At 73.3% G+C, this 23,275-nt stretch carries 19 protein-coding genes; 11 read left to right on the plus strand and 8 right to left on the minus strand.

What is annotated here, in order from left to right:
• Positions 1-72 precede the first annotated feature (72 nt).
• From DEI92_RS08455 to DEI92_RS08495, 9 genes are all read left to right on the plus strand, one after another.
• Positions 73-1,605 (plus strand): carboxylesterase/lipase family protein, encoded by a 1,533-nt coding sequence (locus DEI92_RS08455; RefSeq protein ID WP_111013140.1) that lies wholly within the window; start codon positions 73-75, stop codon positions 1,603-1,605.
• 34 nt (positions 1,606-1,639) lie between these two features.
• Positions 1,640-2,713, plus strand: a complete 1,074-nt coding sequence (locus DEI92_RS08460) for a PrsW family intramembrane metalloprotease (protein WP_111013141.1) — start codon at positions 1,640-1,642, stop codon at positions 2,711-2,713.
• Positions 2,714-2,753: 40 nt separating this feature from the next.
• On the plus strand, positions 2,754-4,457 hold the full coding sequence (locus tag DEI92_RS08465; protein WP_111013207.1) for an adenosylhomocysteinase: 1,704 nt from the start codon (positions 2,754-2,756) through the stop codon (positions 4,455-4,457).
• Positions 4,454-5,812 (plus strand): amidohydrolase family protein, encoded by a 1,359-nt coding sequence (locus DEI92_RS08470; protein WP_309147134.1) that lies wholly within the window; start codon positions 4,454-4,456, stop codon positions 5,810-5,812. The genes DEI92_RS08465 and DEI92_RS08470 overlap by 4 nt, the downstream gene beginning before the upstream one ends.
• Positions 5,809-6,306: a cupin domain-containing protein gene (locus DEI92_RS08475; protein ID WP_258370134.1), complete on the plus strand. Its 498-nt coding sequence runs from the start codon at positions 5,809-5,811 to the stop codon at positions 6,304-6,306. The genes DEI92_RS08470 and DEI92_RS08475 overlap by 4 nt, the downstream gene beginning before the upstream one ends.
• A 145-nt stretch (positions 6,307-6,451) precedes the next feature.
• Positions 6,452-7,093 (plus strand): hypothetical protein, encoded by a 642-nt coding sequence (locus DEI92_RS08480; protein WP_111013143.1) that lies wholly within the window; start codon positions 6,452-6,454, stop codon positions 7,091-7,093.
• A 100-nt stretch (positions 7,094-7,193) separates the two neighbouring features.
• On the plus strand, positions 7,194-8,027 hold the full coding sequence (locus DEI92_RS08485) for an ABC transporter substrate-binding protein (RefSeq protein WP_111013144.1): 834 nt from the start codon (positions 7,194-7,196) through the stop codon (positions 8,025-8,027).
• 14 nt (positions 8,028-8,041) lie between these two features.
• Positions 8,042-8,908: an amino acid ABC transporter permease gene (locus tag DEI92_RS08490; RefSeq protein ID WP_111013209.1), complete on the plus strand. Its 867-nt coding sequence runs from the start codon at positions 8,042-8,044 to the stop codon at positions 8,906-8,908.
• A 155-nt stretch (positions 8,909-9,063) separates the two neighbouring features.
• A complete protein-coding gene (locus DEI92_RS08495) occupies positions 9,064-9,741 on the plus strand; it encodes an amino acid ABC transporter ATP-binding protein (RefSeq protein ID WP_258370143.1) in 678 nt (225 codons plus the stop codon).
• Positions 9,742-9,860: 119 nt separating this feature from the next.
• Here the strand turns inward: DEI92_RS08495 and DEI92_RS08500 are convergent, their stop codons facing one another.
• Complete coding sequence (locus DEI92_RS08500; protein WP_111013210.1) at positions 9,861-11,336, minus strand: DHA2 family efflux MFS transporter permease subunit; 1,476 nt, start codon at positions 11,334-11,336, stop codon at positions 9,861-9,863.
• Between the two features lie 96 nt (positions 11,337-11,432).
• On the opposite strand from DEI92_RS08500, the gene DEI92_RS08505 reads away from it, so the two are divergent.
• Complete coding sequence (locus DEI92_RS08505) at positions 11,433-12,089, plus strand: TetR/AcrR family transcriptional regulator (protein WP_181434768.1); 657 nt, start codon at positions 11,433-11,435, stop codon at positions 12,087-12,089.
• A 126-nt stretch (positions 12,090-12,215) separates the two neighbouring features.
• Here the strand turns inward: DEI92_RS08505 and DEI92_RS08510 are convergent, their stop codons facing one another.
• The 7 genes from DEI92_RS08510 to DEI92_RS08540 form a co-directional block, all read right to left on the minus strand.
• Positions 12,216-13,196 carry an NAD(P)H-quinone oxidoreductase gene (locus DEI92_RS08510; protein WP_111013147.1) on the minus strand — a complete coding sequence of 327 codons (981 nt, stop codon included), beginning with the start codon at positions 13,194-13,196 and terminating at the stop codon, positions 12,216-12,218.
• A 24-nt stretch (positions 13,197-13,220) separates the two neighbouring features.
• A complete protein-coding gene (locus tag DEI92_RS08515; RefSeq protein ID WP_111013148.1) occupies positions 13,221-13,919 on the minus strand; it encodes a DUF6766 family protein in 699 nt (232 codons plus the stop codon).
• A 40-nt stretch (positions 13,920-13,959) separates the two neighbouring features.
• Positions 13,960-14,841, minus strand: a complete 882-nt coding sequence (locus DEI92_RS08520) for an aldo/keto reductase (RefSeq protein WP_111013149.1) — start codon at positions 14,839-14,841, stop codon at positions 13,960-13,962.
• A gap of 127 nt (positions 14,842-14,968) precedes the next feature.
• On the minus strand, positions 14,969-16,816 hold the full coding sequence (locus tag DEI92_RS08525) for a gamma-glutamyltransferase family protein (RefSeq protein WP_258370135.1): 1,848 nt from the start codon (positions 16,814-16,816) through the stop codon (positions 14,969-14,971).
• Positions 16,813-17,358, minus strand: coding sequence for a redox-sensitive transcriptional activator SoxR (gene soxR / locus DEI92_RS08530; protein WP_111013150.1), 546 nt, complete (start codon positions 17,356-17,358; stop codon positions 16,813-16,815). The genes DEI92_RS08525 and soxR overlap by 4 nt, the downstream gene beginning before the upstream one ends.
• Positions 17,359-17,404: 46 nt before the next feature.
• Positions 17,405-17,917 (minus strand): DUF6264 family protein, encoded by a 513-nt coding sequence (locus DEI92_RS08535; protein WP_111010443.1) that lies wholly within the window; start codon positions 17,915-17,917, stop codon positions 17,405-17,407.
• Complete coding sequence (locus DEI92_RS08540) at positions 17,914-18,777, minus strand: CoA ester lyase (RefSeq protein ID WP_111013151.1); 864 nt, start codon at positions 18,775-18,777, stop codon at positions 17,914-17,916. Before DEI92_RS08540 ends, DEI92_RS08535 begins: the two co-directional genes overlap by 4 nt.
• A gap of 138 nt (positions 18,778-18,915) precedes the next feature.
• Between DEI92_RS08540 and DEI92_RS08545 the strand changes: the two genes are divergently transcribed.
• Entirely contained in the window at positions 18,916-22,680 is a 3,765-nt protein-coding gene (locus tag DEI92_RS08545) for an AAA family ATPase (RefSeq protein ID WP_375334622.1), read from the plus strand.
• The last annotated feature ends 595 nt before the right edge of the window (positions 22,681-23,275 follow it).

The raw sequence follows: 23,275 nt of genomic DNA on the forward strand, positions 1-23,275 counted from the left end.
GCGAGGTCGTCGTCGAGGCCTCCTGACCGGGGCGCGTCGCGCACCGGGACCGCGGCGTAGCGTCGACCGACGATGACCACGCCGACGTCCACGGAGTCCCTGACCGTCCGGACCACGGGCGGCGCCGTCCGCGGCGTCGAGCGGGACGGGATCCGCCGTTGGCTCGGCGTGCCGTACGCCGAGCCGCCGGTCGGGGAGCTCCGGTGGCGAGCGCCGCGCCCCGTCACGCCGTGGGAGGGTGTCCGACCCGCCGTCGCGCCCGGCCCGGCCGGTCCGCAGCGCCCGCACCCGTACACGGGCGGCATCGCTCGGCGGTTCCCGCAGTCCGAGGACTGCCTGTACGTCACCGTCAGCAGTCCGACCGACGCGGACGGCCTGCCCGTGCTCGTGTTCGTGCACGGCGGCGCCTACCGGTCCGGCTCGGGCGGGACACCCGACTACGACGGCGGCGCCCTCGCCCGGCTCGGCGTCGTCCTCGTGACCGTCTCGTACCGGCTCGGCGTGTTCGGCAGCATGGACCTCCGCGTGCTCGGCGGCGACGGTGTGACCTTCGACGCGAACTGCACCCTGCGCGACCAGATCGCCGCCCTCGAGTGGGTCGCCGAGAACGTCGCCGGCTTCGGTGGGGACCCGGCCCGGATCACCGTGTTCGGCGAGTCCTCCGGCGGGAACTCGGTGACGACCCTGTTGGCCGCGCCGTCCGCCCGGCCGGTGCTCGCCGGGGCGATCGCGCAGAGCGCACACCCGATGACCGCGCACTCGCCCGAGAACAAGGCGGAGCACGCGCGCATGCTCGCGCGACGACTCGGACTCGACCCGGCCCACGCCGGGCGGGCGATGCGAGCGATGCCGGTGTCGCGCCTCCAGACGGTGGGCGAGGAAGTCGACGACGCGGTGACCCGGGAGTCCCCGCTCGTCGCCGTCATGTCGCCGACGATCGACGGCGACGTCCTGCCGGAACACCCGCTCGCCGCCGCCCGGGCCGGGCGGACGGCGCCGGTGCCACTCGTGATCGGCACGAACCACGACGAGGCGTCGCTGTTCAAGCACGCGCGGACCCCGATCCTGCCGAACACGCGGGAGCGCGTCGAACGACTCGTGGCCGGCACGGACCCGGAGGCCTGGCAGCGCATCCGGCGGCTGTACGCCGACGACGCGGACCGGCCTCGCCGCGACTGGGTGGCCGCCGGCGGGGACGGCGTGTTCCACGTGCCGTCGATCGACATGGCCGAGGCGCACGCCGCCGCAGGCAACCCCACCTGGATGTACCGGTTCGACCACGCGTCGCCGCTCATGCGGCTCGTCGGGCTCGGCGCCGCGCACGGCACCGAACTGCCCTACCTGTTCGGGACCTTCCGCACACCGCTCGGGAGGATCGTGGCCGGCACCGACACGCCCGCGACCCGACGGCGGATCCACGAGGTCCTCGCCGGCTCCTGGACCGCGTTCGCGCGCGACGGCGTGCCGTCCCACCGAGGCTGGACCTGGCCCCGGTACACCGCCGAGGACCGGGAGACGCTCTGCATCGACCGCGTCAGCCACGTCGAGCGGGACCCGGACCGTCCGGTGCGCGAAGCCTGGAGCGGCGTGCACTACGAGTTCTGAGCGCTGTCCGCCCCCGCGGAGCACGATGGTGGGCATGGCCACCACCGACCCGGCGCGCACTGCGTTCGACGCACCGATCGACCCGGACTACGACGACGTCCCCCGACCGCACGCGCACCACCGCCACGGCTGGTGGTGGAAGACCCTGCTCCTCGGGCTGGCGCTGTGGCTCGTCACGATCGTCGTGACCGTGTTCACGCGGAACACGAACCTCGTGCCGACGATCATCCTGCTCGGCAGCTTCCTCGTGCCGTTCACCGTCGTGCTGTTCGTCATCGAGCGGGTCACGGGGACGGTCAGCACGATGCAGCTCATCGTCGCGTTCTTCGTCGGCGGCATCCTCGGCGTGCTCGGGGCATCCGTGCTCGAGGCGAACCTGCACCAGAACGTGTTCCTGTACATCGCCGTCGGGTTCGTCGAGGAGTTCGTCAAGGGCGTGCTCCTGCTCTTCGTCGGATGGCGGGTCCGGCCGAAGACCGCGCGCCAGGGAGCGCTGCTCGGCGCCACCGTCGGTGCCGGGTTCGCCGCGTTCGAGTCCGCTGGGTACGCGTTCAACGCGGCGATCACCCAGCAGGGCATCGACCTGTTCTCGCTGCTCCAGACCGAGGTCATCCGCGCCGTGCTCTCGCCGGTCGGCCACGTGCTCTGGACCGCGATCCTCGGGGCGGTCATCTTCGGCCTCGCCCACGGCAGCCAGTGCATCCGCTGGTCGTGGCTCGTGCTCGTGGCGTACGTCGGCGTGGCCCTGCTGCACGGGTTGTGGGACTCGACGAGCGAGATCGCGGCGCTCATCGCGCTGCTCGTCACCGGCAACGCGCGCATGGAACTCATGTACGGCACGCTCCCGCCCGGTTCCGCCGGTGCGGTGTCGGCGCTGACGAACGTGCTCTACCTGATCGGGATCGCGATCGTGTCGGTCGTCGGCGTCATCGTGCTCGTGGCGGTGCTGGTGCACTACCGCCGGCGGTACCCGCGGCCGAACCGACCGGCTGCCGGGTCCGGTCCCGAGGCCGCCTTCGGTGCCGGCCACCAGCACGGCGGTGCCGTCGACCAGCGTGGCGATGACGACGGGTGGGGGAGCACGCCGCCGCCGCACGTCCTCCGCTGACGCGCCCGACCAGCGGCGGCACTGGTCCTACACTGACCGCATGCCGCCCGCGCACGACACCGACCCGGACGTGCTCGCCTGGGCCGGCGCTGCCGTCCGCCGGTACGCGGCGGCCACGAATCTGCTCGTCGCCGGACGCCGGTTCCGCGTCGTGGGCCCCGGCCCCGACGCGTCGACACTCCGCGCCGTGCTCACCGCGATGGGCGCCCGACACGCGCCGGAGGGGCCGGTCGACCAGCTCTGGTGCACCGGCGACCCCGCCGAGAGCACCGCGGCCGTCGACGCGCACGGCGCCCCGCCCCGAGGCCGCACGCTCGTCGTGATCGACGCGGGTCGTCACGTCCCCGCGGTCGACGAGGACGCCTTCGGCCCGGTCGTCGTCGCGCGCCCCGGCGTGCTCGCGGTCCCGCACCACGCCGACGGCGTGTTCCTGGTGAGCACCGGACGCGAGCCGGAGCGTGACGCGCTCGCCGCCGAGCGCATCCGGTGGGCCGGTCGGTACATGCCGGTGAGCAGGGCGCTCGCCGCCCAGCTCCGCGCCGACCGCGCGCTCGCCGGGGTCCGCGTCGGCGTCGCGATGGTGCTCGAGCCGAAGACGGCGGTCCTGTCGTTGCTCCTGCAGGACGCGGGGGCCGACGTCGTCGTCTACGCGCACGCGGACGAGACCGACGACGCCGTGGCGGCCGCGCTCCGCGACGCCGGCCTCGTCGTGTTCGCGTCGAGCACGGTCGACCTCGCGGGGCAGCGGCGGCTCGCCCTCGAGATGCTCGACCGCGAGCCGCAGATCCTGCTCGACGACGGCGCCCACGTCATCCGCCTCCTCCACGAGGTCCGGCCCGAACTCCTGCCCGGCATGGTCGGCGCGGCCGAGGAGACCACGGGCGGCCTGCGCCCCCTCCGAAGCATGGCGGAACAGGGTGCGCTGCGGCTGCCGGTCGTCGCGGTGAACGACGCGCGCGCCAAGACGCTGTTCGACAACCGGTACGGGACCGGGCAGTCCACGGTCTTCGCGGTGTTCGACCTGCTCGACGCCGTCCCCGCGCGCGATGCCGTGGCGCGGCTGCCGGCCGCGGGAGGCACGGCAGCCGTGATCGGGTACGGTCCGGTCGGCGAGGGGGTCGCCCAGGTCCTGACGGCGCTCGGGCTGCGCGTGGTCGTCGCCGAGACCGATCCCGTGCGGGCACTGCAGGCCGTGTTCGCGGGGTACGACGTCGCGCCCGTCAGGACCGCCGTGGCCGGTGCCGACCTCGTGATGTCGGCCACGGGCGTGCGGGACACGGTGTCGCTCGACGTGCTGCGGGCGTGCGCACCCGACGCGGTCGTCGCGGTGGCGGGCGGGATCGACCAGGAGGTCGCTACCGACGATGCTCACGCCGCCGGCAGCGTCCGCACGACCATCGCTCCTCGCCTCGAACGGATGACCGTGCCGGGCACCGAGCGCGCGGTGGTCCTCGTCGACGGGGGCGGGTGCGTCAACATCACGGCGGCCGAGGGCAACCCGATCGAGATCATGGACCTGTCCTTCGCGGTGCAGCTCGCCGCGGTGCGGATGCTGCTCGAGCATGGGGCGGAGCTGCCCGTCGGCGTGCACCCGATCGACCCAGCCGCGGACGCCCGCATCGCCGCGGCGGCACTGGCCGAGCTCGGACTCGCCGTCGACTCGCCTCGCGGACCCGACCCCGACGGGGGCGCGCAGGGGCGGGCCTCCGACGTCCGCACCACGCGGTTCGGAGCCCCACCGTGAGCGCGTCGGTCACCGTGCACTCGGCGCACGTCGTCGTGCCGATGACCGCGCCACCGATCCTGGACGGTGCCGTCGCCGTCCGCGGCGACCGCATCCTCCACGTCGGCGAACGCGCCTGGGTCGTCGACCAGCTCGCCGCCCGTGGCCTGCCGTACACGGAGCGTCGCTGGCGCGGCGCACTCCTGCCCGGTCTCGTCAACGCGCACTCGCACCTCCAGTACACCGGCATGGCCGCGGTCGGCGCCGGCCGGTACCGGGGGTTCGAGGACTGGGCGGCGGCGTTCACCGCCGACTACGGCGGGCGCGAGCACGACTGGGGTGCCGACGCGGCCGAGGGGGCCGCGCAGTCCATCCGGGCCGGCGTCACGAGCATCGCGGACATCATCACCGACCTCGAGGCGGTGTCCGTCCTCGCCGACGCGGGGCTCGGGGGCATCGCGTACTGGGAGGTCATGGACTGGGAGAACGCCGCCTGGCAGGAGCGGGGGCGTGACCAGGTCCTCGGCGAACTCGAGCACATCCCGGAGCACCCGGGTGCCGGTCTGTCCCCGCACGCGCCGTACTCGCTCGACGTGGGCCCGTTGCTCGACCTGCCCGACATCGTGCGTCAGCGGGGACTCCGGTTGCACCTGCACCTGGGCGAGTCGGCGTTCGAGGCGGAACGCCGCGCCCTCGAACCCGTGCCGGGCCTCGCCGGCGTCGTCGGACTCGGCCGGGGCGCCGACTGGCACCAGGCGAACGTGCCGTCGTTCCGGGCGCTCCGCGCACTCGGCTTCGGCGCGAGCGCCACGACGTTCGTCGACCGGCTCGGGGTGCTCGGGCCGGACTGTCACATCGCCCACGGCGTGTACATGACCGCCGCCGACCGGGCGCTGCTCCGCGCGCGCGGGACCGCCGTCGCCCTCTGCCCGCGGTCGAACGCCGTCATCGGACTCGACCCGCCGCCCGTCGCCGACTACCTGCGCGAGGGCAGCGCGATCGCGGTCGGCACGGACTCGCTGTCGTCGTCGCCCTCCCTCGACCTCATGGCGGACGTCGCGGCCCTGCACCGCATCGCGCGGAACCAGGGGTACGGCGCCCGCGACCTGCACGAGCGGTTGCTCGCGGCGGCGACCCTCGGCGGCGCGCACGCGATGGGCCTCGACGTCGGGCCGGACCGCGTCGGCCACCTCGCCGTCGGCGCACGGGCCGACCTCGCGGTGTTCGACGTCGACGCCCGGACCGTGGCGGACGCCCTCGCGGAACTCGCGGAGGACGGCGCCGGCCGGGCGAGGGCCACCGTCATCCGCGGTGTGGTCCGCGCCGTCGACGGGACCGTGCTCACCGCCACCCAGGTCCCCGAGAGGACCCCGTGAACGACACTCCGCCCCGCCCCGGCATGGTCGCCCGCCGCACCGTCGCCGGTGACCTCGTCGAGTGGCTCGACGTCCCGCCCCGCGCCCGCGCCCTCGGCATGGAACCGCACCCCGAGGGCGGCTGGTACGTCCGCACCTGGACGTCGCCCGCCGTGGTGACGACGCCCGCGGGGGAGCGACCGGCCGCGACGCTCATCCACTTCCTCCTGCCACCGGGGGAGGCGTCGGCGTGGCACCGGGTGACCTCGGACGAGATCTGGATGTGGCACGGGCCGGACGCCGTCGTCCTCGAACTCGGCGGCAGCGGTGACGCCCCGGTGCCCGGCGCGCGGATCACCCTCGGACCGGACGCCGGGCGCGACCGTGTGAACGACGCGCAGGCGTTCGTCCGCGGGGGCGTGTGGCAGCGGACCCTGCCCGGCGAGGGCGAGGTGCTCGTCAGCTGCCTGGTGTCGCCGGGATTCGCGTTCGAGGACTTCACCCTGGCAACCTGACCGCGGCAGGCCGTCGGCCTGCCGGCCGCCTTTCATCCGCCGAGATCGCACTCGTTGCCGCTTCGAGACCCTCCTGAGCGGCAACGAGTGCGATCTCGGCGGCGGGGAGGGTGCAGCCGGCCCCGCGACGTGGTGGAGTGGTGGCATGAGCACGACCTCGTGGCTGGAGATCGACCAGCAGGATGCCCGCCCCGACGCCGCCACCCTGGAACGGTCCCGCGCCGGGCTCACCTTCCGGCTCCGGGAACCGACCGACCCCGCGATCGAGGCCGTCCTCGCCGCGTTCCGATCGGTGATCGTGCGCGGCTCCGTGTTCGGGGCCGCGTTCGACGTGACGGGTGACGACGAGACGACCGCCTGGTACCTCTGCCGCAACCGCGTGGACGAGTACGGCCTCGTGGAGGCGCTCCTGACGTCGCCCGCGATGGCGGCCGCGCTCCCCGGCATCGACCAGGACGTCCGGTTCGACGCCGACACGTTCGAGGAACGTGCGGCCGTGGAACTCGACGGCATGATCGCGAGCGCCCTCATCTGGGGCGGGTCGTCGGCCTCGTTCAAGGGTCGCGCCGCCGAGGCGAAGCGCATCGGCCGGGCCTTCAGCGACGCCCTCGTGGGGGATCGGTACGAGGACTTCCGCATCGACGACTCGTTCCAGGCCTGGAGTGGGTGGTTCGACGACGTCGCCTGGGACTTCACGTGGGTCATCACGGACCGGCGGCGGAAGGTCATGACGGTGGTGTTCGTCACGGACGACGACGCCGAGTCCGATCCGCCGAGCGCCGGCTGACGACCGCGGGACGGAACGGCGCGTCATCAACTCGCGCCGGGCCTCCCGGCCCCGTACGATCCGCAGCACACCCCGCTCGCGACCGCCCCGGAGGCAGCCCGTGTCCCCTCGACGCCGACCCCGCACTCCTCGCGCACTCGTGGCGGTCGCCGCCGCGGTCGTCGCGCTCACCCTCGCGGCCTGCAGCGCCGGCGGCTCCGGCTCCGGCAGCGGGACCGTCACGGCCGGCAAGCTGACGATCGCCACCGGCCAGCCCGCGTACTCGCCCTGGGTCGAGGGGAACAAGCCGCAGTCCGGCAAGGGGTTCGAGGCGGCCGTCGCGTACGCCGTCGCGCAGGAGATGGGCTACGCGAAGGACGACGTGGTGTGGAAGCGGAGCACCTTCGACAGCGCGATCGCCCCCGGTGCGAAGGACTGGGACATGAACATCCAGCAGTTCAGCATCACGGCGAAGCGGAAGCAGGCGGTCGACTTCTCGGCGCCGTACTACACGACCACGCAGGCGGTCGTGACGACGTCGGGGTCGAAGGCGGCCGACGCCACGAGCATCAGCGCGCTCAAGGGCCTCAAGGTCGGCGTCGCCACCGGCACCACGAGCTACGACGTCGCGAAGGACGCCCTCGGACAGCCGCAGGTGTTCAACTCGAACGACGACGCCGTCCTCGCGCTCAAGAGCGGACAGATCGACGCCGTCGTCACGGACCTGCCCACCGCGTTCTACGTCGCGTCCGCGGAACTGAAGAAGGGCGAGGTCGTCGGTCAGTTCCCCGCCTCGTCGGGCACGGGTGACCAGTTCGGCATCGTCCTGCCGAAGGGCTCGGCGCTGACGCCGAAGGTGAGCGGGGCGATCCGCGCGCTCAAGGCCGACGGCACGCTGCAGCGCATCACGACCAAGTGGCTGTCGACCGCGGTCGACGTGCCCGTCCTGCACTGATCGGGACGCGGTCCGTGACCACCACCCCGACCACCGTCGTCGCGGCGCCGAGCGAGATCGAGGTCGAGCGGCGGCTGTACCGGCGCCAGCGGGGCCGCCGCTCGGTGGCGGTGAGCATCGTCTCGTCGCTCGTGGTGGTCGCGCTCGTCTGGGTCGGCGTCGTCAACACCCCCGGATGGGCGGCCGTGCAGCAGTCGTTCTTCGACCCGGAGACGGCGGTCTCGGCCTTCCCCGACATCCTGCTCGGGCTGTGGCTCAACGTCCGGATCCTGTTCTTCGCGTCGATCGGCGTCGCCGTGTTCGCGACACTCCTGGCCGTCGTCCGAGGGCTCCGGAGCCCCGTGGCCTTCCCGCTCCGGCTGCTCGCCACCGGGTACACGGACCTCTTCCGGGGCCTGCCGCTCATCATCGTGCTGTACCTGGTCGGCTACGGCGTGCCGGGGCTCGGTGTCTTCCCGCGGTTCCCCGCCGAGGTCTGGGGCACCATCGCGATCATCCTGACCTACTCGTCGTACGTCGCCGAGGTGCTCCGCGCCGGCATGGAGGCCGTGCACCCGTCCCAGCGCCTGGCCGCGCGGTCGCTCGGCCTCTCGCATGCGCAGACGCTCCGGCTCGTCGTCCTGCCGCAGGGGTTGCGGAAGGTCACGCCGGCACTCATGAACGACTTCGTGTCGATGCAGAAGGACGTCGGGCTCGTGTCGATCCTCGGCGCGGTGGACGCCGTGCGGGCCGCGAACATCGCGCAGGCCGAGTCGTACGACTTCACGCCGTACTTCGTCGCGGGGCTCCTGTTCGTGCTCATCAGTCTGCCGCTGATCCGGCTCACCGACGCGCTCGCGCTGCGCCAGCAGCGGCGGGAGCAGAGCGGTGGTGCGGTGTGACCGCGGACGCGACGAGCGCGCCGGACACCAGCCGCTCCTCCCGGCCCGGTCGGTCCGGTTCGCCGGCCGGTCGGGAGGCTCGGCACCCGTCCGCCACCGACGCGCCGGTCCTCGAGCTCCGCGGTCTCCGCAAGACCTTCGGGGACACGGCGGTCCTGCGCGGCATCGACCTGGCCGTCGACCGGCACGACGTCGTCGTGGTCATCGGCGCCTCGGGATCCGGTAAGTCGACCCTGCTGCGGACGGTGAACCTGCTCGAGCCGATCGACGACGGCCAGATCCTGCTGCAGGGGCAGGACATCTCCGATCCCCGTGTCGACGTCGACGCCACCCGCGGACGCATCGGTGTCGTGTTCCAGCAGTTCAACCTGTTCCCGCACATGACCGTGCTCGACAACGTCACGATCGCGGCCCGCCGTGTCCACCGGATCCCGCGCGCCGAGGCCGAGACGACCGCGCGCCGGCTGCTCGACCGCATCGGCCTCGGGGCGTTCGCGGGGGCGTACCCGGACCGGCTCTCGGGCGGACAGCAGCAGCGCGTCGCCATCGTGCGCGCGATCGCCACCGACCCCGAGCTGCTCCTGCTCGACGAGGTCACGAGCGCCCTCGACCCGCAGCTCGTCGGCGAGGTGCTCGACCTCGTGCGCGACCTGAAGCAGGGCGGCGCGACGATCCTCATGACGACGCACGAGATGTCGTTCGCCCGCCGGGTCGCCGACCGCGTGGTGTTCCTGCACGAGGGGGCCGTCGCCGAGCAGGGGTCGCCCGACGCCGTGCTCGGGGATCCGCAGCACCCCGCGCTCCGGGCGTTCCTGGCGCGCGTGCAGCGCTGACCCGGTGCGCGAGCCGCCGGATCCCCTCACACACCCCTCCGCGAGATCGCAGTCGTTGCCGTTCTGCAAGGGTTCGAAACGGCAACGAATGCGATCTCGCCGAAGTGGGGGGGCGGCGGTCAGGCGGCCGGGGCCGGGGCCGGGGCCGCGTCCGGGAGGACCGCCTGCGTCGGGACCGCCGACTCCGCCCCGGGTGTGGGCGCCGCGCGTCGGAGCACCCCGCTCGGCAGGAAGAGTGCCAGCACCGCCGCCAGGAGCACCACGCCGGCGCCCACGACCACGGCGGGCTGGGCGGCCGACACGTACCCCGTCGGAGTGAGCTGGCCGCCCGCGCCCGTGAACACCGCGGTGAGCACGGCGATCCCGAGCGCGATCCCGATCTCGCGGAGCGTCGAGTTCGTGCCGGACGCCTTGGCGTGGTCCTCCGGGGGCATGCTCGCCAGGACCGCGGTGGACAGCGGCGCGAACACCAGGCCCATGCCGACGCCCGCCAGCAGGAAGCCCGGCAACAGCACGCCGTACCCGACGTCCGCCGACATCGTCAGTGCGATCTCGAACAGGCCCGCCGACAGGAGCACGAGCCCGCCGACGATGAGCGCACGGGTCCCGACGCGCGGGGCGATGAACCCCGTGAGCGGTGCGATGACCATCGGCGCGAGGGTCCAGGGCATCGTGGCGACGCCGGCCTGCAGCGGGGTGTTCCCCTGCACGATCTGCAGGAACTGGATGAGGATGAACACCGCGCCGAACGTGCCGAAGCTGAACGCGGTCGCGACGGCGTTCGCGAGCGTGAACCCCCGGTCCCGGAACAGTCGCAAGGGGAGGAGCGGTGCGCTCGTGCGGGCCTCCCGGACGATGAAGGCGGCGAGGAGCGCGGCGCCGGCGACCAGGGCGCCGACGACCTGCCCACTGCCCCAGCCTGCGTCGTTGCCACGGACGACCCCGAACACGATGCCGAGCACGCCGAGCCCGGCGAGGAGCACACCGATGACGTCGGCGCGGAGTCTCGCGCCGAGTGCGTTCGGGAGCGCGGCGAGCGCGAGCGGGACGGCGATGACGCCGACCGGCACGTTGAGCCAGAAGATCGCCTGCCAGTTCCAGCCCTCGACGACGGCGCCGCCGATGAGCGGGCCGAGCGCGACGCCCAGGCCGGACACGCCGCCCCACACGCCGATCGCGAGGGAGCGTGCGCGGTCGGGCACACTGCCGACGAGCAGGGTGAGCGAGAGCGGCATGATCGCCGCAGCACCGGCACCCTCGAGCGCTCGGGCGGCGATGAGCGAAATGGCGTCCCCGCTCACGGCGCACAGCGCGGAGGCGACCGTGAAGATCGCGATGCCGACCACGAACACGTGTCGACGCCCGAAGCGGTCCCCGATGCCGACGGCGAGCAGCATGAGGGCGGCGAACGCCAGGGTGTAGGCGTTCGTGATCCACTGCAGGTCCTCGACCGAGGCGCCGAGGTCCTCGTGGATGACGGGAAGCGCGCTCGTCACCACGAGGTTGTCGAGCGTGGCCATGAACATCGGGAGCGAGGCGGCGAGGATCGCCAGCCAGACCGGGATGCGACGGGTGGGTGGAGCTGAAGCGGTCATCGTTGCCTCCGCGGATCGGGTGCCGGCCGGGAGGCCCGACACCAGTTGTAATCGGATGATCACAAACCGTAGTAATCGGTTGATACCATGTCAAGCGTGAGTCCCGCATCGTCCCCGACCGCTGCTGCGTCCGCTGGATCCGCCGCATCCCCCGCGACCCGGATGGCCGCGGCGGAGCGTCGCGTCCTCATCCTCGACATCGCGCGCACCGTGTTCGGGCGACGCGGGTACCACGGCACGACGACCGACCAGATCGCCAGCGCCGCGGGCATCAGCCAGCCCTACGTCGTGCGGATGTTCGGTACGAAGGAGAAGCTGTTCCTCGAGGTCCTCGCCGACACGCTCGACACCCTCATGGCGGCGTTCCGGACCGCCCTCGACGGCGCGGTCGCCCGCGGCGAGGACGAGCAGGGCACGGCACGGGCGGTGGGCAACGCGTACCTCGATCTCGCTGCCACGCGCGGGTTCCACACGCTGCTGCTCCAGGCGTTCGTGTCGGGAGCCGATCCCGCGATCGGCGCCGCGGCACGAGCCGGGTTCCTCGAGATCTACCGGTTCCTCGTGCACGACGCGGGGTTCACGCCCGAGCGCGTGCACGAGTTCCTCGGCAGCGGCATGCTGTTCAGCGTCCTGCTCGGGATCGAGATGCCCGGCCTGTACGACACGGACGACGACGCCGCGGCGCTCATGCAGGCGAGCTTCGGTGACAAGTGCGCCGCCATCGTGGACGCCGCGCGCAGCCAGACGGACTGAGCCGGCCCGGCCCGGCCGGCCCGGCCCGGCCTTTCTCCTCCGCGAGATCGCAGTCGTTGCCGTTCTGACCAGACTCAGAGCGGCAACGACTGCGATCTCACCGGATGGCGGGGGCGGCCGGAGGGGTCAGGGGGTCAGGAGGACCTTGCCGATCGTGGCGCCCTCCGCGACCAGGCGGTGCGCGTCGGCGGCCTGCGCCATCGGCAGCACGGTGTCGACGACGGGCGCGACCCGAGCACGCTCGACGAACGGCCAGACCTCGCGACGGACCGAGGCGACGATCTCGGCCTTCTCCTCGGCCGGACGAGCACGGAGCGTCGTGGCGGTGACACTGGCGCGCTTCCGCATGAGGAGCCCGAGGTCGAGCGGGGCGTCCGGGGCCGAGCCCGTGCTGCCGATGACGACGAGATGGCCGTTCACCGCGAGCGCTTCGAGGTTCCGCTGCAGGTAGGTCGGCCCCACGATGTCGAGCACGACGTCGACCCCGGCGCCGTCGGTCTGCTCCCGCACGACGGTGACGAAGTCCTCGTCGCGGTGGTTGATGACGACGTCGGCACCGAACCGCCGGGCTGCCTCGAGCTTCGGCGTGCTGCCCGCGGTCGCGAACACCCGGGCGCCGAGGGCGTGCGCCCACTGGATGGCGTGTGACCCCATGCCGCTGCCGCCGCCGTGCACGAGGAGCGACTGCCCCGGGCGCAGGCCCGCGATCATCCCGACGTTCGAGTACACCGTGCACGCGGCTTCGGGCAGACCCGCGGCCCCGACGAGGTCGAGGTCGTCGGGGACCGGGAGCACTTGCGCGGCGGGGACGGCCACGAGCTCGGCGTACCCACCACCGCTCAGCAGCGCGCAGACCCGGTCGCCCACGTGCCAGTCGCTGACGCCCTCGCCGACCGCGGCGATCGTGCCGGAGCACTCGAGCCCAAGGATCGGCGAGGCACCCTGCGGCACCGGGTAGTGTCCCCGCCGCTGGAGCAGATCCGCGTTGTTGATGCCGGCGGCGGCGACGGCGATCAGGACCTCACCCGGACCGGCGACGGCGTCGGGGACGTCGGACCAGACGAGGACGGCCTCGTCGCCCGGAGCGTCGAACGTGATGGCGTGCATGCGGTCGACGCTACGCCGGGCTCCTCAGCCCTCCGTGCCGGTGTCGTCCCGGGGCGCGGCCACCCGTTTCGACTGGGTCGAGCCGCGCTGCCGGAGCCACACGGTGGCCACGATCATGACCGAGATCACCATGAACTCCGATTGCCAGTTCTGCATCGACTCGAACCAGAACTGGCTCGTGGCGAGGTAGCCCCACCCGGAGACGACGGCACCGCCGTGCTCGCGTTGGTCCTCGTTGTAGGCCGCAGCACCGCCGAGGACGTGCCCCACGACGCTGCCGACGAACAACAGCGCGAAGAGGATGAGCAGCGAGTTCTCGTACAACACGAGTGCCAGGCCCCCGCGCCGGACCGGCCAGGGGACACGAGCGTCGTCCCGGTGCTCCCGCGGGTCCTCGTCCTGCTCGGCCGCTTCGTCCAGGGGCTTCGACTCGCTCGACCCCCACTGGAACAGGAACGACGTCAGCACGACGTACGACCCCATCTGGAGGAACTCGCTCTCCCAGTTCTCGAACGTCGCCTCGACGAAGTCCCCGCTCCGCAGGAACGCGCCGAGGGACTCCGCCGCCTGGCCGTGCTCGAGTGCGTCGGCGTTCGCGACGTGCCAGCCGCTGAACACCATTCCCGCGAAGAAGACGAGGAACGCGATCAGGTTGACGAGCAGCAGCCCGTTCCGTCGCGCCCACGTCCACTCCTGCGGCCGGTCACGCAGGAAGGCGCTCATGTCGTCCGCCGGGTTCCCGCGTGCCGACCGCGGAGCACGATCACGCCGCGGGTGCCTGCGCGGCGTCGAGGCGCTCGATCTGCTCGGGCCGCAGCTTGACGTCGGCCGCCCGCACGGAATCGAGGATCGACTGCGGTCGTGACGCACCCGGGATCGGGATGACGACGTCGCTCTTCTGCAGCTCCCACGCCAGTGCGATCACCTGCGGGGAGACCTCGTGCTCGCGCGCGACGATCGAGAAGGCCTCGTGGATGGCCCCGAGGTCACCCGCCGACGTGATGCCGCCGAGCGGAGCCCACGGCAGGAACGTGATGCCGAGCTCGTCGCACAGGACGAGTTCGACCTCGCTCGTGCGGAACGCCGGCGAGTACTGGTTCTGCACGGACACGAGTCGCCCGTCGAGGATCTCGTTCGCCTGTCGGATCTGGTCGACGTCGGCGTTCGAGATGCCCGCCATGCGGATGACGCCCTCGTCGAGCAGGTCGACCAGGGCACCGATCGAGTCGGCGTAGGGCACGGCCGGGTCGGGCCGGTGGAACTGGTAGAGGTCGATGGCCTCGACGCCGAGGCGCTTCGCCGATGCCTTGGCGGCCTCCTTGAGGTAGGCCGGGTCGCCGTTCTGGGTCCACCGCTCGTCCGGCCCGGGGCGCAGGTGTCCGCCCTTCGTGGCGATGACGACGTGCGCCGTGTCCCCGCCGTACTCCGCGATGGCCTTGGCGATGAGCGATTCGTTGTGCCCGACCTCGTCGTGGCCGCCCAGGTGGTACGCGTCCGCCGTGTCGATGAGGGTCACCCCGGCCTCGAGTGCGGCGTGGATGGTCGCGATCGCGCGGCGTTCGTCCGGTCGCCCCTCGATGGACATGGGCATGCCGCCCAGACCGATGGCGCTGACGTCGGTGTCTCCGATGGTCCGTTGTCTCATGGCTCCAGCATGCGCCGCACGCACCGAGCCGGTTCCCCGCGAGGCCTCCCTGTGGATGTCGACAGCTCTCCGGCCCCGGTGGAGGGATCAGCGGTCAGCGGGAACGCGGCCGGCGACGAGCAGACCTTCAGCGCCCCGCGGCGTACGCCTGCTCGCCCCGCGGGTTGGCGGCGGCCGACAGGACACCGGTCCGCGGGTCGCGGCCGACGCTCGAGAGGCGACCGAGGGTCCAACCGCCGGCGCGCGTGACGACGTGCCCCCGGGCCTCCAGGCCGGCGATGACGTCGTCCCCGATCCGGTCCTCGACGACGATCCCCGCCGGCTCCCACGTGCGCGGCCAGAACGACCCCGGGAACGAGGTCGTGTGCAGCGCCGGGGCGTCGATCGCCTGCTGCGGCGACCAGCCGCCGACGATCGTCCGGAGCAGGTAGAGCAGCTGCCACTGGTCCTGCTGGTCACCGCCGGGGGAGCCGAGGGCGACGACGGGCTCGCCGTCGCGGAGCACGAGCGTCGGGGTGAGCGTCGTGCGCGGACGCAGCCCGGGGCGGAGCGTCGAGGCGGTGCCCTCCTCGAGCCAGGTCATCTGCAACCGCGTGCCGAGGCAGAAGCCGAGCTCGGGGATCGTCGGCGAGGACTGGAGCCATCCGCCGGACGGGGTGGCCGACACGATGTTGCCCCAGCGGTCGACGACGTCGATGTGGCACGTGTCGCCGCGCGTCTGGCCGTCGGGCCCGACGTGCGGTTCCGCGCCGGCGAACGAGTCGACGGTGGGTTCCCCGACGCCCTCGGGGCGCTCGTCGAGCGCCGGCGGCAGGTACTCGGTGCGGAGCGGGGGCATGACGCCGGCCGGCACGCCGGCGTCACCCGGGCGGATCTCGGCGGAGGCCCGGTCACCGATGAGCGCGCGTCGCTCGGCTGCGTAGGCCGCGGACAGGAGCCGCTCGAGCGGCACGTCGTGGTCGCCGTAGTACGCCTCGCGGTCGGCGAGGGCGAGCTTCTGCGCCTCGACGATGGTGTGCGCGCCCTCCAACGTCGACGGGTCGAGCAGGGCGTCGTCGAGCGGTTCGAGGATGGCGAGGGTCTGCAGCAGTGCGGGCCCCTGCCCCCAGGCGCCGGTCTTCGCGATGGTGTGGCCGCGGAACTCGAGCGTCACCGCGGGCTCGTACGTGGCCCGGAACCCGGCCATGTCCGCAGCCGTGATGACGCCCGCGTGGTCGGTGCCCGACGAGTGCCGGTGCGGCGTCCGGACGAACCGCTCGACGGCCTCGGCGACGAACCCCGACGCCCAGGCGTCCCGGGCCGCGTCGATCCGTGCCGACCGGTCCGCCGAGCCCTCTCCGGCGGCGACGAGCCGCGCGAGCACGTCTGCGTACGCGGTGTTCCGGACGACCTCGCCGGCGACGGGGATCCGGCCCTCGGGCATCCAGCGCTCGGCGGAGGACGGCCAGTGCTCCGTGAACAGGTCGGCGACGCGGCCGATCGTGTCCGCGACGCGAGCGGCGACCGGGTGGCCGTCGCGCGCGTACCCGATGGCGTAGGCCAGGACGTCGGCGAGGTCCCACGTGCCGTGGTCCCGGAGGAGCAGCAGCCACGCGTCGACGGCGGCGGGCACGGCGGCCGCGAGGGCGCCCGACCCCGGCACGAGTTCCAGACCCTCGCCGCGGTAGTGCTCGACGGTCGCACCGGCGGGAGCCGGGCCCTGCCCCATGAGCACGACGGGCGTGGGGTCCGCCGCGGTGGCGAACACCGCGGTCATGTCGCCGCCCGGGCCGTTGAGGTGCGGCTCGACGACGTGGAGCACGAACGCCCCGGCGACGGCCGCGTCGAACGCGTTGCCCCCGCGCTCGAGTACCGACTGTGCCGAGGCCGTGGCCAGCCAGTGCGTCGAGGCGCTCATGCCGTGCGTGCCCTGCAGGTCGGGGCGGGTCATGGTCGTGGGTGGGGTCGTGTAGGTCACGAGGTCCTTCCTGGTCATGCGGGCCGCTCGGTCGGTTCGAACCGTGCCGCGTTCGTCTCGGCGACGATGCCGGTGTCCCCGCCCGAGCGCGCCTCGTGCAGCCGCGACCCCGTGCGTACTCCGTGCAGCTGGTGCGGACCGGGGCCGGAGCGGGCGGCGCCGTCCCCGGGGTTGACGAGGGCGCAGCGGGTCAGCGACAGACAGCCGCACCCGATGCAGCCGTCGAGGTCGTCGCGGAGGGCCTCGAGCTCGCGGATGCGGGTGTCGACCGCGTCGGCCCATCGTCGTGAGAGCGCCGTCCACTCCGCCGGGTTCGGGGCACGGTCCGCGGGCAGGGCGTCGAACGCCTCGCGGATCTCGGCGAGGGACAGACCGGCTCGCTGCCCGGCGGCGAGGACCGCGAGCCGACGGAGCGTGTGGCGCGGGAACAGTCGCTGGTTGCCGGCCGTCCGTTCCGCCGTCACGAGACCGCGTTCCTCGTAGTACCGGATGGCCGACGGGGCGATCCCCGACCGGCGCGACAGCTCGCCGATGGTCAACAGGTCGGTCGCGGTCGGCACGCGTTCATCGTCGCACCGATCCGGCCCCTCGCGGTCCTGGGGGTTGTCAGGTCCCGCTCCCGCCGGGCCACGGAGAGTCACCGGCCGGGGTCGTGCCGCCGAGGTCGCCGAGTGCCGACGCGGACAGGACCCCGCCGCCGACGACGCATCCGACGGCCACCACGAAGCCGATCGCGGCGATCCACCACGAGCTCCGCCGACGGATCCAGGCCCACACCGCCAGGACGAGCGCCGCGACCCCGACGACGAACGCACCGCCGGCCGCGAGCGCGCCGCCGCCGACGAGCGCTCCGGTCGAGCACCCGCTCGCCGGGTGGCATCGCGGTGCCGATGCCAGGACCGCGACGAGCGCGATCACGGCGGTCACGATGGTCATGACGCCGGTCGCGGCCAGCAACAGGACCGTCACCACCCGGTCGGCGATGCGCCCGACCGGTGGGATGAGCGAGGTGCCGCCCTGCTCCCACGCGATCCGGGCCTCCCGTTCGGCCTGCGTCTCCATGTGCGGCCGGGAGGCCCGGCTGCCGTCCGGCGCGCCGCCGTCCGTCCCCCCGGTCATCGGGGTTCCACCCCGAAGGCCTGCGCCAGGCGTTCGATCTTCTGCGCGCGCCCGAGCCGGGGCAGGTCGCTGCCGTCCCGGACCACGCGGTCGCGCGCCTCGAAGTCGTCGAGGAAGTCGCGGGCCCAGGCGACGTCGGCCGGCGTGGGCGAGATGACCTCGTTGATCACGGGCAGCTGGTCGGTGTCGAGGCACAGCTTGCCGGTGAGGCCGAGCGCCACCGCGACCTGCGCCTGCTCCCGGAGGATCGGGTGACTCGTGCCGACCGTCGGGCCGTCGATGGGGCCGGGCAGGTCCCCGACGCGTGACGCGACCACGAGCCGGGATCGCGGGTAGGCCATGGCCAGGGTGTCGGCGGAGGTACCGGTGTCGCGGCGGTAGTCACCGCTCCCGAACGCCAGGCGGAACGCGCCCTTCGCGCGGGCGATCGCCGTGGACTCCTCGATCCCGAGGGCCGACTCGACGAGCGCGACCACGGGGTGGGTGCCCCCGAGGCGGTGCCAGGTGTCGGTGACCTGTTCCGCGGCCTCCGTCTTGGCGAGGACCACGCCCCGCAGTCCGGGCAGGCCGCGGAGCGCCTCGACGTCGTCCGCCCAGAACGGCGTCGTGACGTCGTTGATGCGCACCCATGCCGATCCGCCGCCCGCGAGCCACGCGGCGACGGTGGCGCGGGCCTCCGGCTTGCGCTTCGGGTCGACCGCGTCCTCGATGTCGAGCACGACCTGGTCGGCCCGGGACCGCGCGGCGCGGTCGAAGCCAAGCTCGGCGGTCGCGGCGACCAGGAGCCAGGACCGGCTGATCTCGGCCGGGACGGCACGGCGTTCGGAGGTGGAGGTGCGCGGACGGTCGTCGATGGCCATGCGTCGTTGGTACCACACCCACCCCCGCGCGCCAGGGGCCGCGGGGGCTGCTGTGGAGGGTCGCGTGATCACGCTCGGATGTGTCGAAATCGGCGTTCATTGACGGTCGGGGCTCGGCGGGCCGCCTACAGTATCGGTGTGTGGCGTGTCGACAGGACTGCAGAGCGCGAGGACGACGTGGATGACGACGTCCGCGCCGATGACCTGCGCGCGCCCGAGCAGGTGACGAGCCCACAGCAGCTGAGCCTCGGGGACCCGCGACTCACGGCGGGGAACGCGGCCGAGCCCGTGTGGGACGCCTGGCGCGAGCAGCTCTCCGGTGTCGGTGGCACGTCCCCGCTCATCCACTTCTCGGATCACCCCCGGGCTCGCATCGAGCTCAGCACGACCCACCCGGGTGGTCTGGCACAGTTCATCACCGGCAAGACGACCCTGCTGTCGAGCCTCATCCGCGACGAGGTCGCGTTCCGCGCCGCCCGCATCGCCGCCGGGTTCGTCGAGGAGAAGGGCACCGAGCTCGCCACGGTGCGCGGGATCGACGCGGTCGAGCTCGGCATCGGCATGGTGGACTGGCGGCACGCCGACGTCGACCACCGCGGGCCGGTCCTCCTCCGGCCGCTCGCCATCCGCCGCCACGGGCGTGACTTCGAGGTCCGACTGCTCGGCCAGCCCGTCCTCAACCCCGCGCTCGCCGACGCCCTGCGCGACCAGTTCGGGATCGTGCTCGACGCCGAGGCCTTCGTCGCGCTCGCCCAGCAGGACGGCTCGTTCACGCCGAACCCGGTCATCGACCGCCTCCGCGGCCTCACCGCGCACCTGCCGCACTTCAGCGTCCACCCGCGCCTCGTCGTGTCGACGTTCGCCGAGGTCGCGTCGAGCATGGTCGAGGACACCCGCGACCTCTCGCACCCGGTGCTCGACGCCCTCGCCGGCAACCCGAGCGCCAAGTGGCAGGTCGAGCAGTCCTACCGGCCGGTCGAGCAGACGCCGTCCGACGAGCGCAGCCCCGAGACCGACACGCTCCTGCTCGACGCCGACGACGAGCAGGAGAACGTGATCGCGCAGATCACGGCGGGCAACTCCATCGTGGTCAAGACCCTGCCCGGCACGGGTGGCACCCAGACCATCGTGAACGCCCTCGGTGGCCTCGTCGCCGCGAACAAGCGCGTGCTCGTCGTCAGCCCGCGACGCGCGACCCTGCGCGGCATCGCCAGCCGGTTCGTCGAGGTCCAGCTGCCCGGCGTCGCCGTCACCCCCGCGACCCTCCGGCGCGACCTCATCCGCGCGATCGGCCGCAACGAGAAGTCGACGAAGCCGAACCTCCGCGAGGTCGACGACGCGCTCGTCCGGCTCCGCAAGGTCCTGCTCGACTACCGCGGCGCACTCGGCCGCGTCGACCCGGCGTTCGGTGTCTCCGTGCTCGACTGTCTGGTCGAGCTGTCCCGTCTGTCGCTCCTCCCGGTCCCGCCCGCCACGACCGCGCGCCTGTCGCGGTCGTCCGTGGAGGCCATGGTCGACGGTCGCGCGCGCGTCGCCGAGACGATGGTGAGTGCCGCGAACCTCGGCGAGTTCAAGTACGGGCCGGACGACTCGCCCTGGTACGGCGCCCGGTTCGCGTCCAGCGCCGCCGCGCACAAGGCACACCAGACCGCGCAGGGCCTGCACGCCACCGAGCTGCCGACGCTGCTGCAGCGCGCGAACGACCTCATCGGCTCGACCCACATGCGGCCGTTCACGACGATCGGCGAACTCGGCGTGTACCTGCGGCTCCTCACCGAGATCCGCGACACCCTCGACCGCTTCCTGCCCGTCGTGTTCGATCGCTCCGTGTCCGAGCTCGTCGCGGCGACGGCCCCGCGTGGTGAGGGTGCCCCGATGTCGGCGACGAACCGCCGTCGCCTCAAGAAGCTCGCCCGCGAGTACGTCCGTCCGGGCGTGCACGTGTCCGACCTGCACGAGGCCCTGACGCGGGTCCAGCAGCAGCGGGTCCTGTGGCAGCGGTACGTGGCGGCCGGCGTCGCCCCGGAGATCCCCACCGGCATCGCCGACGTCCAGGTGCTCTACTCGAACGTCGCCGAGGACCTCGCGCGTCTCGACGAGCCGCTCGGCAACACGTCCCGTGAGCGGCAGCTCGCCAACCTGCCGATCGACCAGCTCGTCGCGGACATCGGCGAGCTCGCGGCCGAGAGCGACGTCCTGCACAACCTGCAGGAGCGCACGGAGCTCATGACGACCCTGCGCGACCTGCAGCTCGAACCGCTCATCACCGACCTGGCGAACCGCCACGTGCCCGAGTCCCAGGTGCCGGCCGAGCTCGAGCTCGCGTGGTGGCAGTCCTGCCTCGAGATGCTGCTCGAGGGCGACCGCGCCCTGCTCGGGGCGAACACCGACATGCTCGACCGCGTCGAGGCGGACTTCCGGCTCGTCGACGATGCCCACGCTGCCGGGGTGTCCCAGGGCCTGGCGTGGCAGCTCGCCGAGAACTGGAAGGTCGGCCTGGTCGACTGGCCGGACGAGGCCGCGCAGCTCAAGGCGCAGCTCCGGCAGCCCGCGATCACGTCGCGACTGCTGCAGGACTCCGCACCGCACCTGTCCCGCGCCATCGCACCCGTGTGGCTCGCGTCGCCGTACGAGGTCCCGCAGATCGCGGACACGATGCCGTTCGACACCGTGATCCTCGTCGACGCCGGTGCCGTGACGATCGCCGAGACCGTCGGGGCGATCCGCCGCGCCAAGCAGACCGTGGTCTTCGGCGACCCGGTCACCCAGACGCCGTCCCCGTTCCGCATCGCGGTCGACCCGGACCACCGGGCGCTCCGCGTCGACGAGCAGACGCTCGACTCGCTGCACGCCGACTCCGCGCTGGCGAAGCTCTCGACGCTCCTGCCGACCCTGTCGCTCACGCGCTCGTACCGCGCCGGCGGCGAGGACCTCGCGGAGCTCGTGAACCGGCGCTTCTACGGGGGCCGCATCGAGTCCCTGCCGTGGGCGGGTTCGTTCCTCGGCCACGGCTCGATCGCGATCGACTACGTCGCCGAGGGCAAGGCCGTGCCGGACCCCGAGTCCGGCGCCGTCGAGAGCGTCGACGCCGAGGTCGACCGTGTCGTGCGGCTCGTCCTCGACCACGCCAAGAACCGGCCGACCGAGTCGCTCATGGTCATCACGGCGTCCGCCAAGCACGCCGTTCGTGTCGAGCAGGCCGTCCTCGCCGCCGTGCAGGGCCACAAGGACCTCACCGAGTTCGTGATCGGCGACCGCCCCGAGCCGTTCATGGTGGTGACGCTCGAGCAGTCCGTCGCCCAGAGCCGCGACCGCGTCGTGTTCTCGATCGGCTACGGGCGCACGCCCCACGGCCGCGTCCTCCGCGACTTCGGTCCGCTCGGCAAGCCCGGCGGCGAACGCCTGCTCGCCGTCGCGATGACCCGCGCCCGCCGGTCGATGATCATCGTCACGTGCTTCCAGCCGTCCGACATCGAGGCCGAGCGCATGGGTCACGGCACCGTCGCGCTCGCCGAGATCCTCGCGGAGGTCCGGGCCCGCACGAGCATGGAGTACGTGCCCGACGACAGCGACCCGCTGCTCGTCGACCTCGCCCGCCGGCTCGAGATGCGCGGCATCCCCGTGGCGCTCGGACACCGCGGCAAGCTCGGCCTCGTCGCCGCGCACGGCGGGGTCTGCGTGACGATCGAGACCGACGCGTCGCTCGCCAAGGGCTCCCTGCGCGAGTCGCTGCGCCTCCGGCCCGAGGTGCTCCGACGGCTCGGCTGGCACTACGTGCGCGTCCACGCCTTCCAGCTCTTCTCCGACCCGGACCGCGTCGCCACGACGGTCGCCCAGGTGCTCGGCGTCGACCGTGGTGCGACGCAGGAGATCGCGATCCCGCCGGTCCCGGCCCGGCAGTGACCGCGGGCTGGCCAGCGACCGCCGGCTGGTCCCGATGACCGGGAGGCGCGCCTCCCGACCGGCCGGACCGGTCACCCCAGGGACGGAACAGCTCCGCGGGAGCTGGGCGGCCCACGCCGACGTCCGTTCCGCCACGGGGGCAGAGGCCGTCGCAGCTGGCCCCGCGGGCGACCCGTCCGCCGTTGGTCCCGCGGGCGACCCGTCCGCCGTTGGCCCCGCGGGCGACCCGTCCGCCGGGCGGACGACGGGCGCACAGGACCGCACGTCTGACGGCGCCACGGCCGCTCATGACCGACGGCCGGGAGGCCCGACTCGCCGCCGCCGGGTCACGACCGCTCCGGCGCCGGGAACGGACCCGAACCCCGCGCCCGAGCCGGAGCGGCACGGCGCGGGGGAGAACGACGCGCGGCTGCTGGGCGACCGGCCGCCGCACTGGGGCTGAGGCGGCCCTCCCGCCGCCCGTGAGCCCTCCTGCCTCCCCGTTCCGCCCTCGCACGGCCCCCGTCGGACCGGGACGACGTTCAACGCGTCGCCCGACAACGGTCGTGTCGGCGGCGGAAGTCGGCGGATGGAACTGTGCGCTCACGTACCCAGG

It is taken from the genome of Curtobacterium sp. MCBD17_034 (genome assembly GCF_003234515.1).
GTDB lineage: Bacteria > Actinomycetota > Actinomycetes > Actinomycetales > Microbacteriaceae > Curtobacterium.

Excerpts from the sequence above, each read along its gene's own strand:
- DEI92_RS08455 (WP_111013140.1), top strand. The coding sequence starts at position 73 with ATGACCACGCCGACGTCCACGGAGTCCCTGACCGTCCGGACCACGGGC.
- DEI92_RS08460 (WP_111013141.1), top strand. The coding sequence starts at position 1,640 with ATGGCCACCACCGACCCGGCGCGCACTGCGTTCGACGCACCGATCGAC.
- DEI92_RS08465 (WP_111013207.1), top strand. The coding sequence starts at position 2,754 with ATGCCGCCCGCGCACGACACCGACCCGGACGTGCTCGCCTGGGCCGGC.
- DEI92_RS08480 (WP_111013143.1), top strand. The coding sequence starts at position 6,452 with ATGAGCACGACCTCGTGGCTGGAGATCGACCAGCAGGATGCCCGCCCC.
- DEI92_RS08500 (WP_111013210.1), bottom strand. The coding sequence starts at position 11,336 with ATGACCGCTTCAGCTCCACCCACCCGTCGCATCCCGGTCTGGCTGGCG.
- DEI92_RS08510 (WP_111013147.1), bottom strand. The coding sequence starts at position 13,196 with ATGCACGCCATCACGTTCGACGCTCCGGGCGACGAGGCCGTCCTCGTC.
- DEI92_RS08515 (WP_111013148.1), bottom strand. The coding sequence starts at position 13,919 with ATGAGCGCCTTCCTGCGTGACCGGCCGCAGGAGTGGACGTGGGCGCGA.
- DEI92_RS08520 (WP_111013149.1), bottom strand. The coding sequence starts at position 14,841 with ATGAGACAACGGACCATCGGAGACACCGACGTCAGCGCCATCGGTCTG.
- DEI92_RS08525 (WP_258370135.1), bottom strand. The coding sequence starts at position 16,816 with ATGACCAGGAAGGACCTCGTGACCTACACGACCCCACCCACGACCATG.
- DEI92_RS08535 (WP_111010443.1), bottom strand. The coding sequence starts at position 17,917 with ATGACCGGGGGGACGGACGGCGGCGCGCCGGACGGCAGCCGGGCCTCC.
- DEI92_RS08540 (WP_111013151.1), bottom strand. The coding sequence starts at position 18,777 with ATGGCCATCGACGACCGTCCGCGCACCTCCACCTCCGAACGCCGTGCC.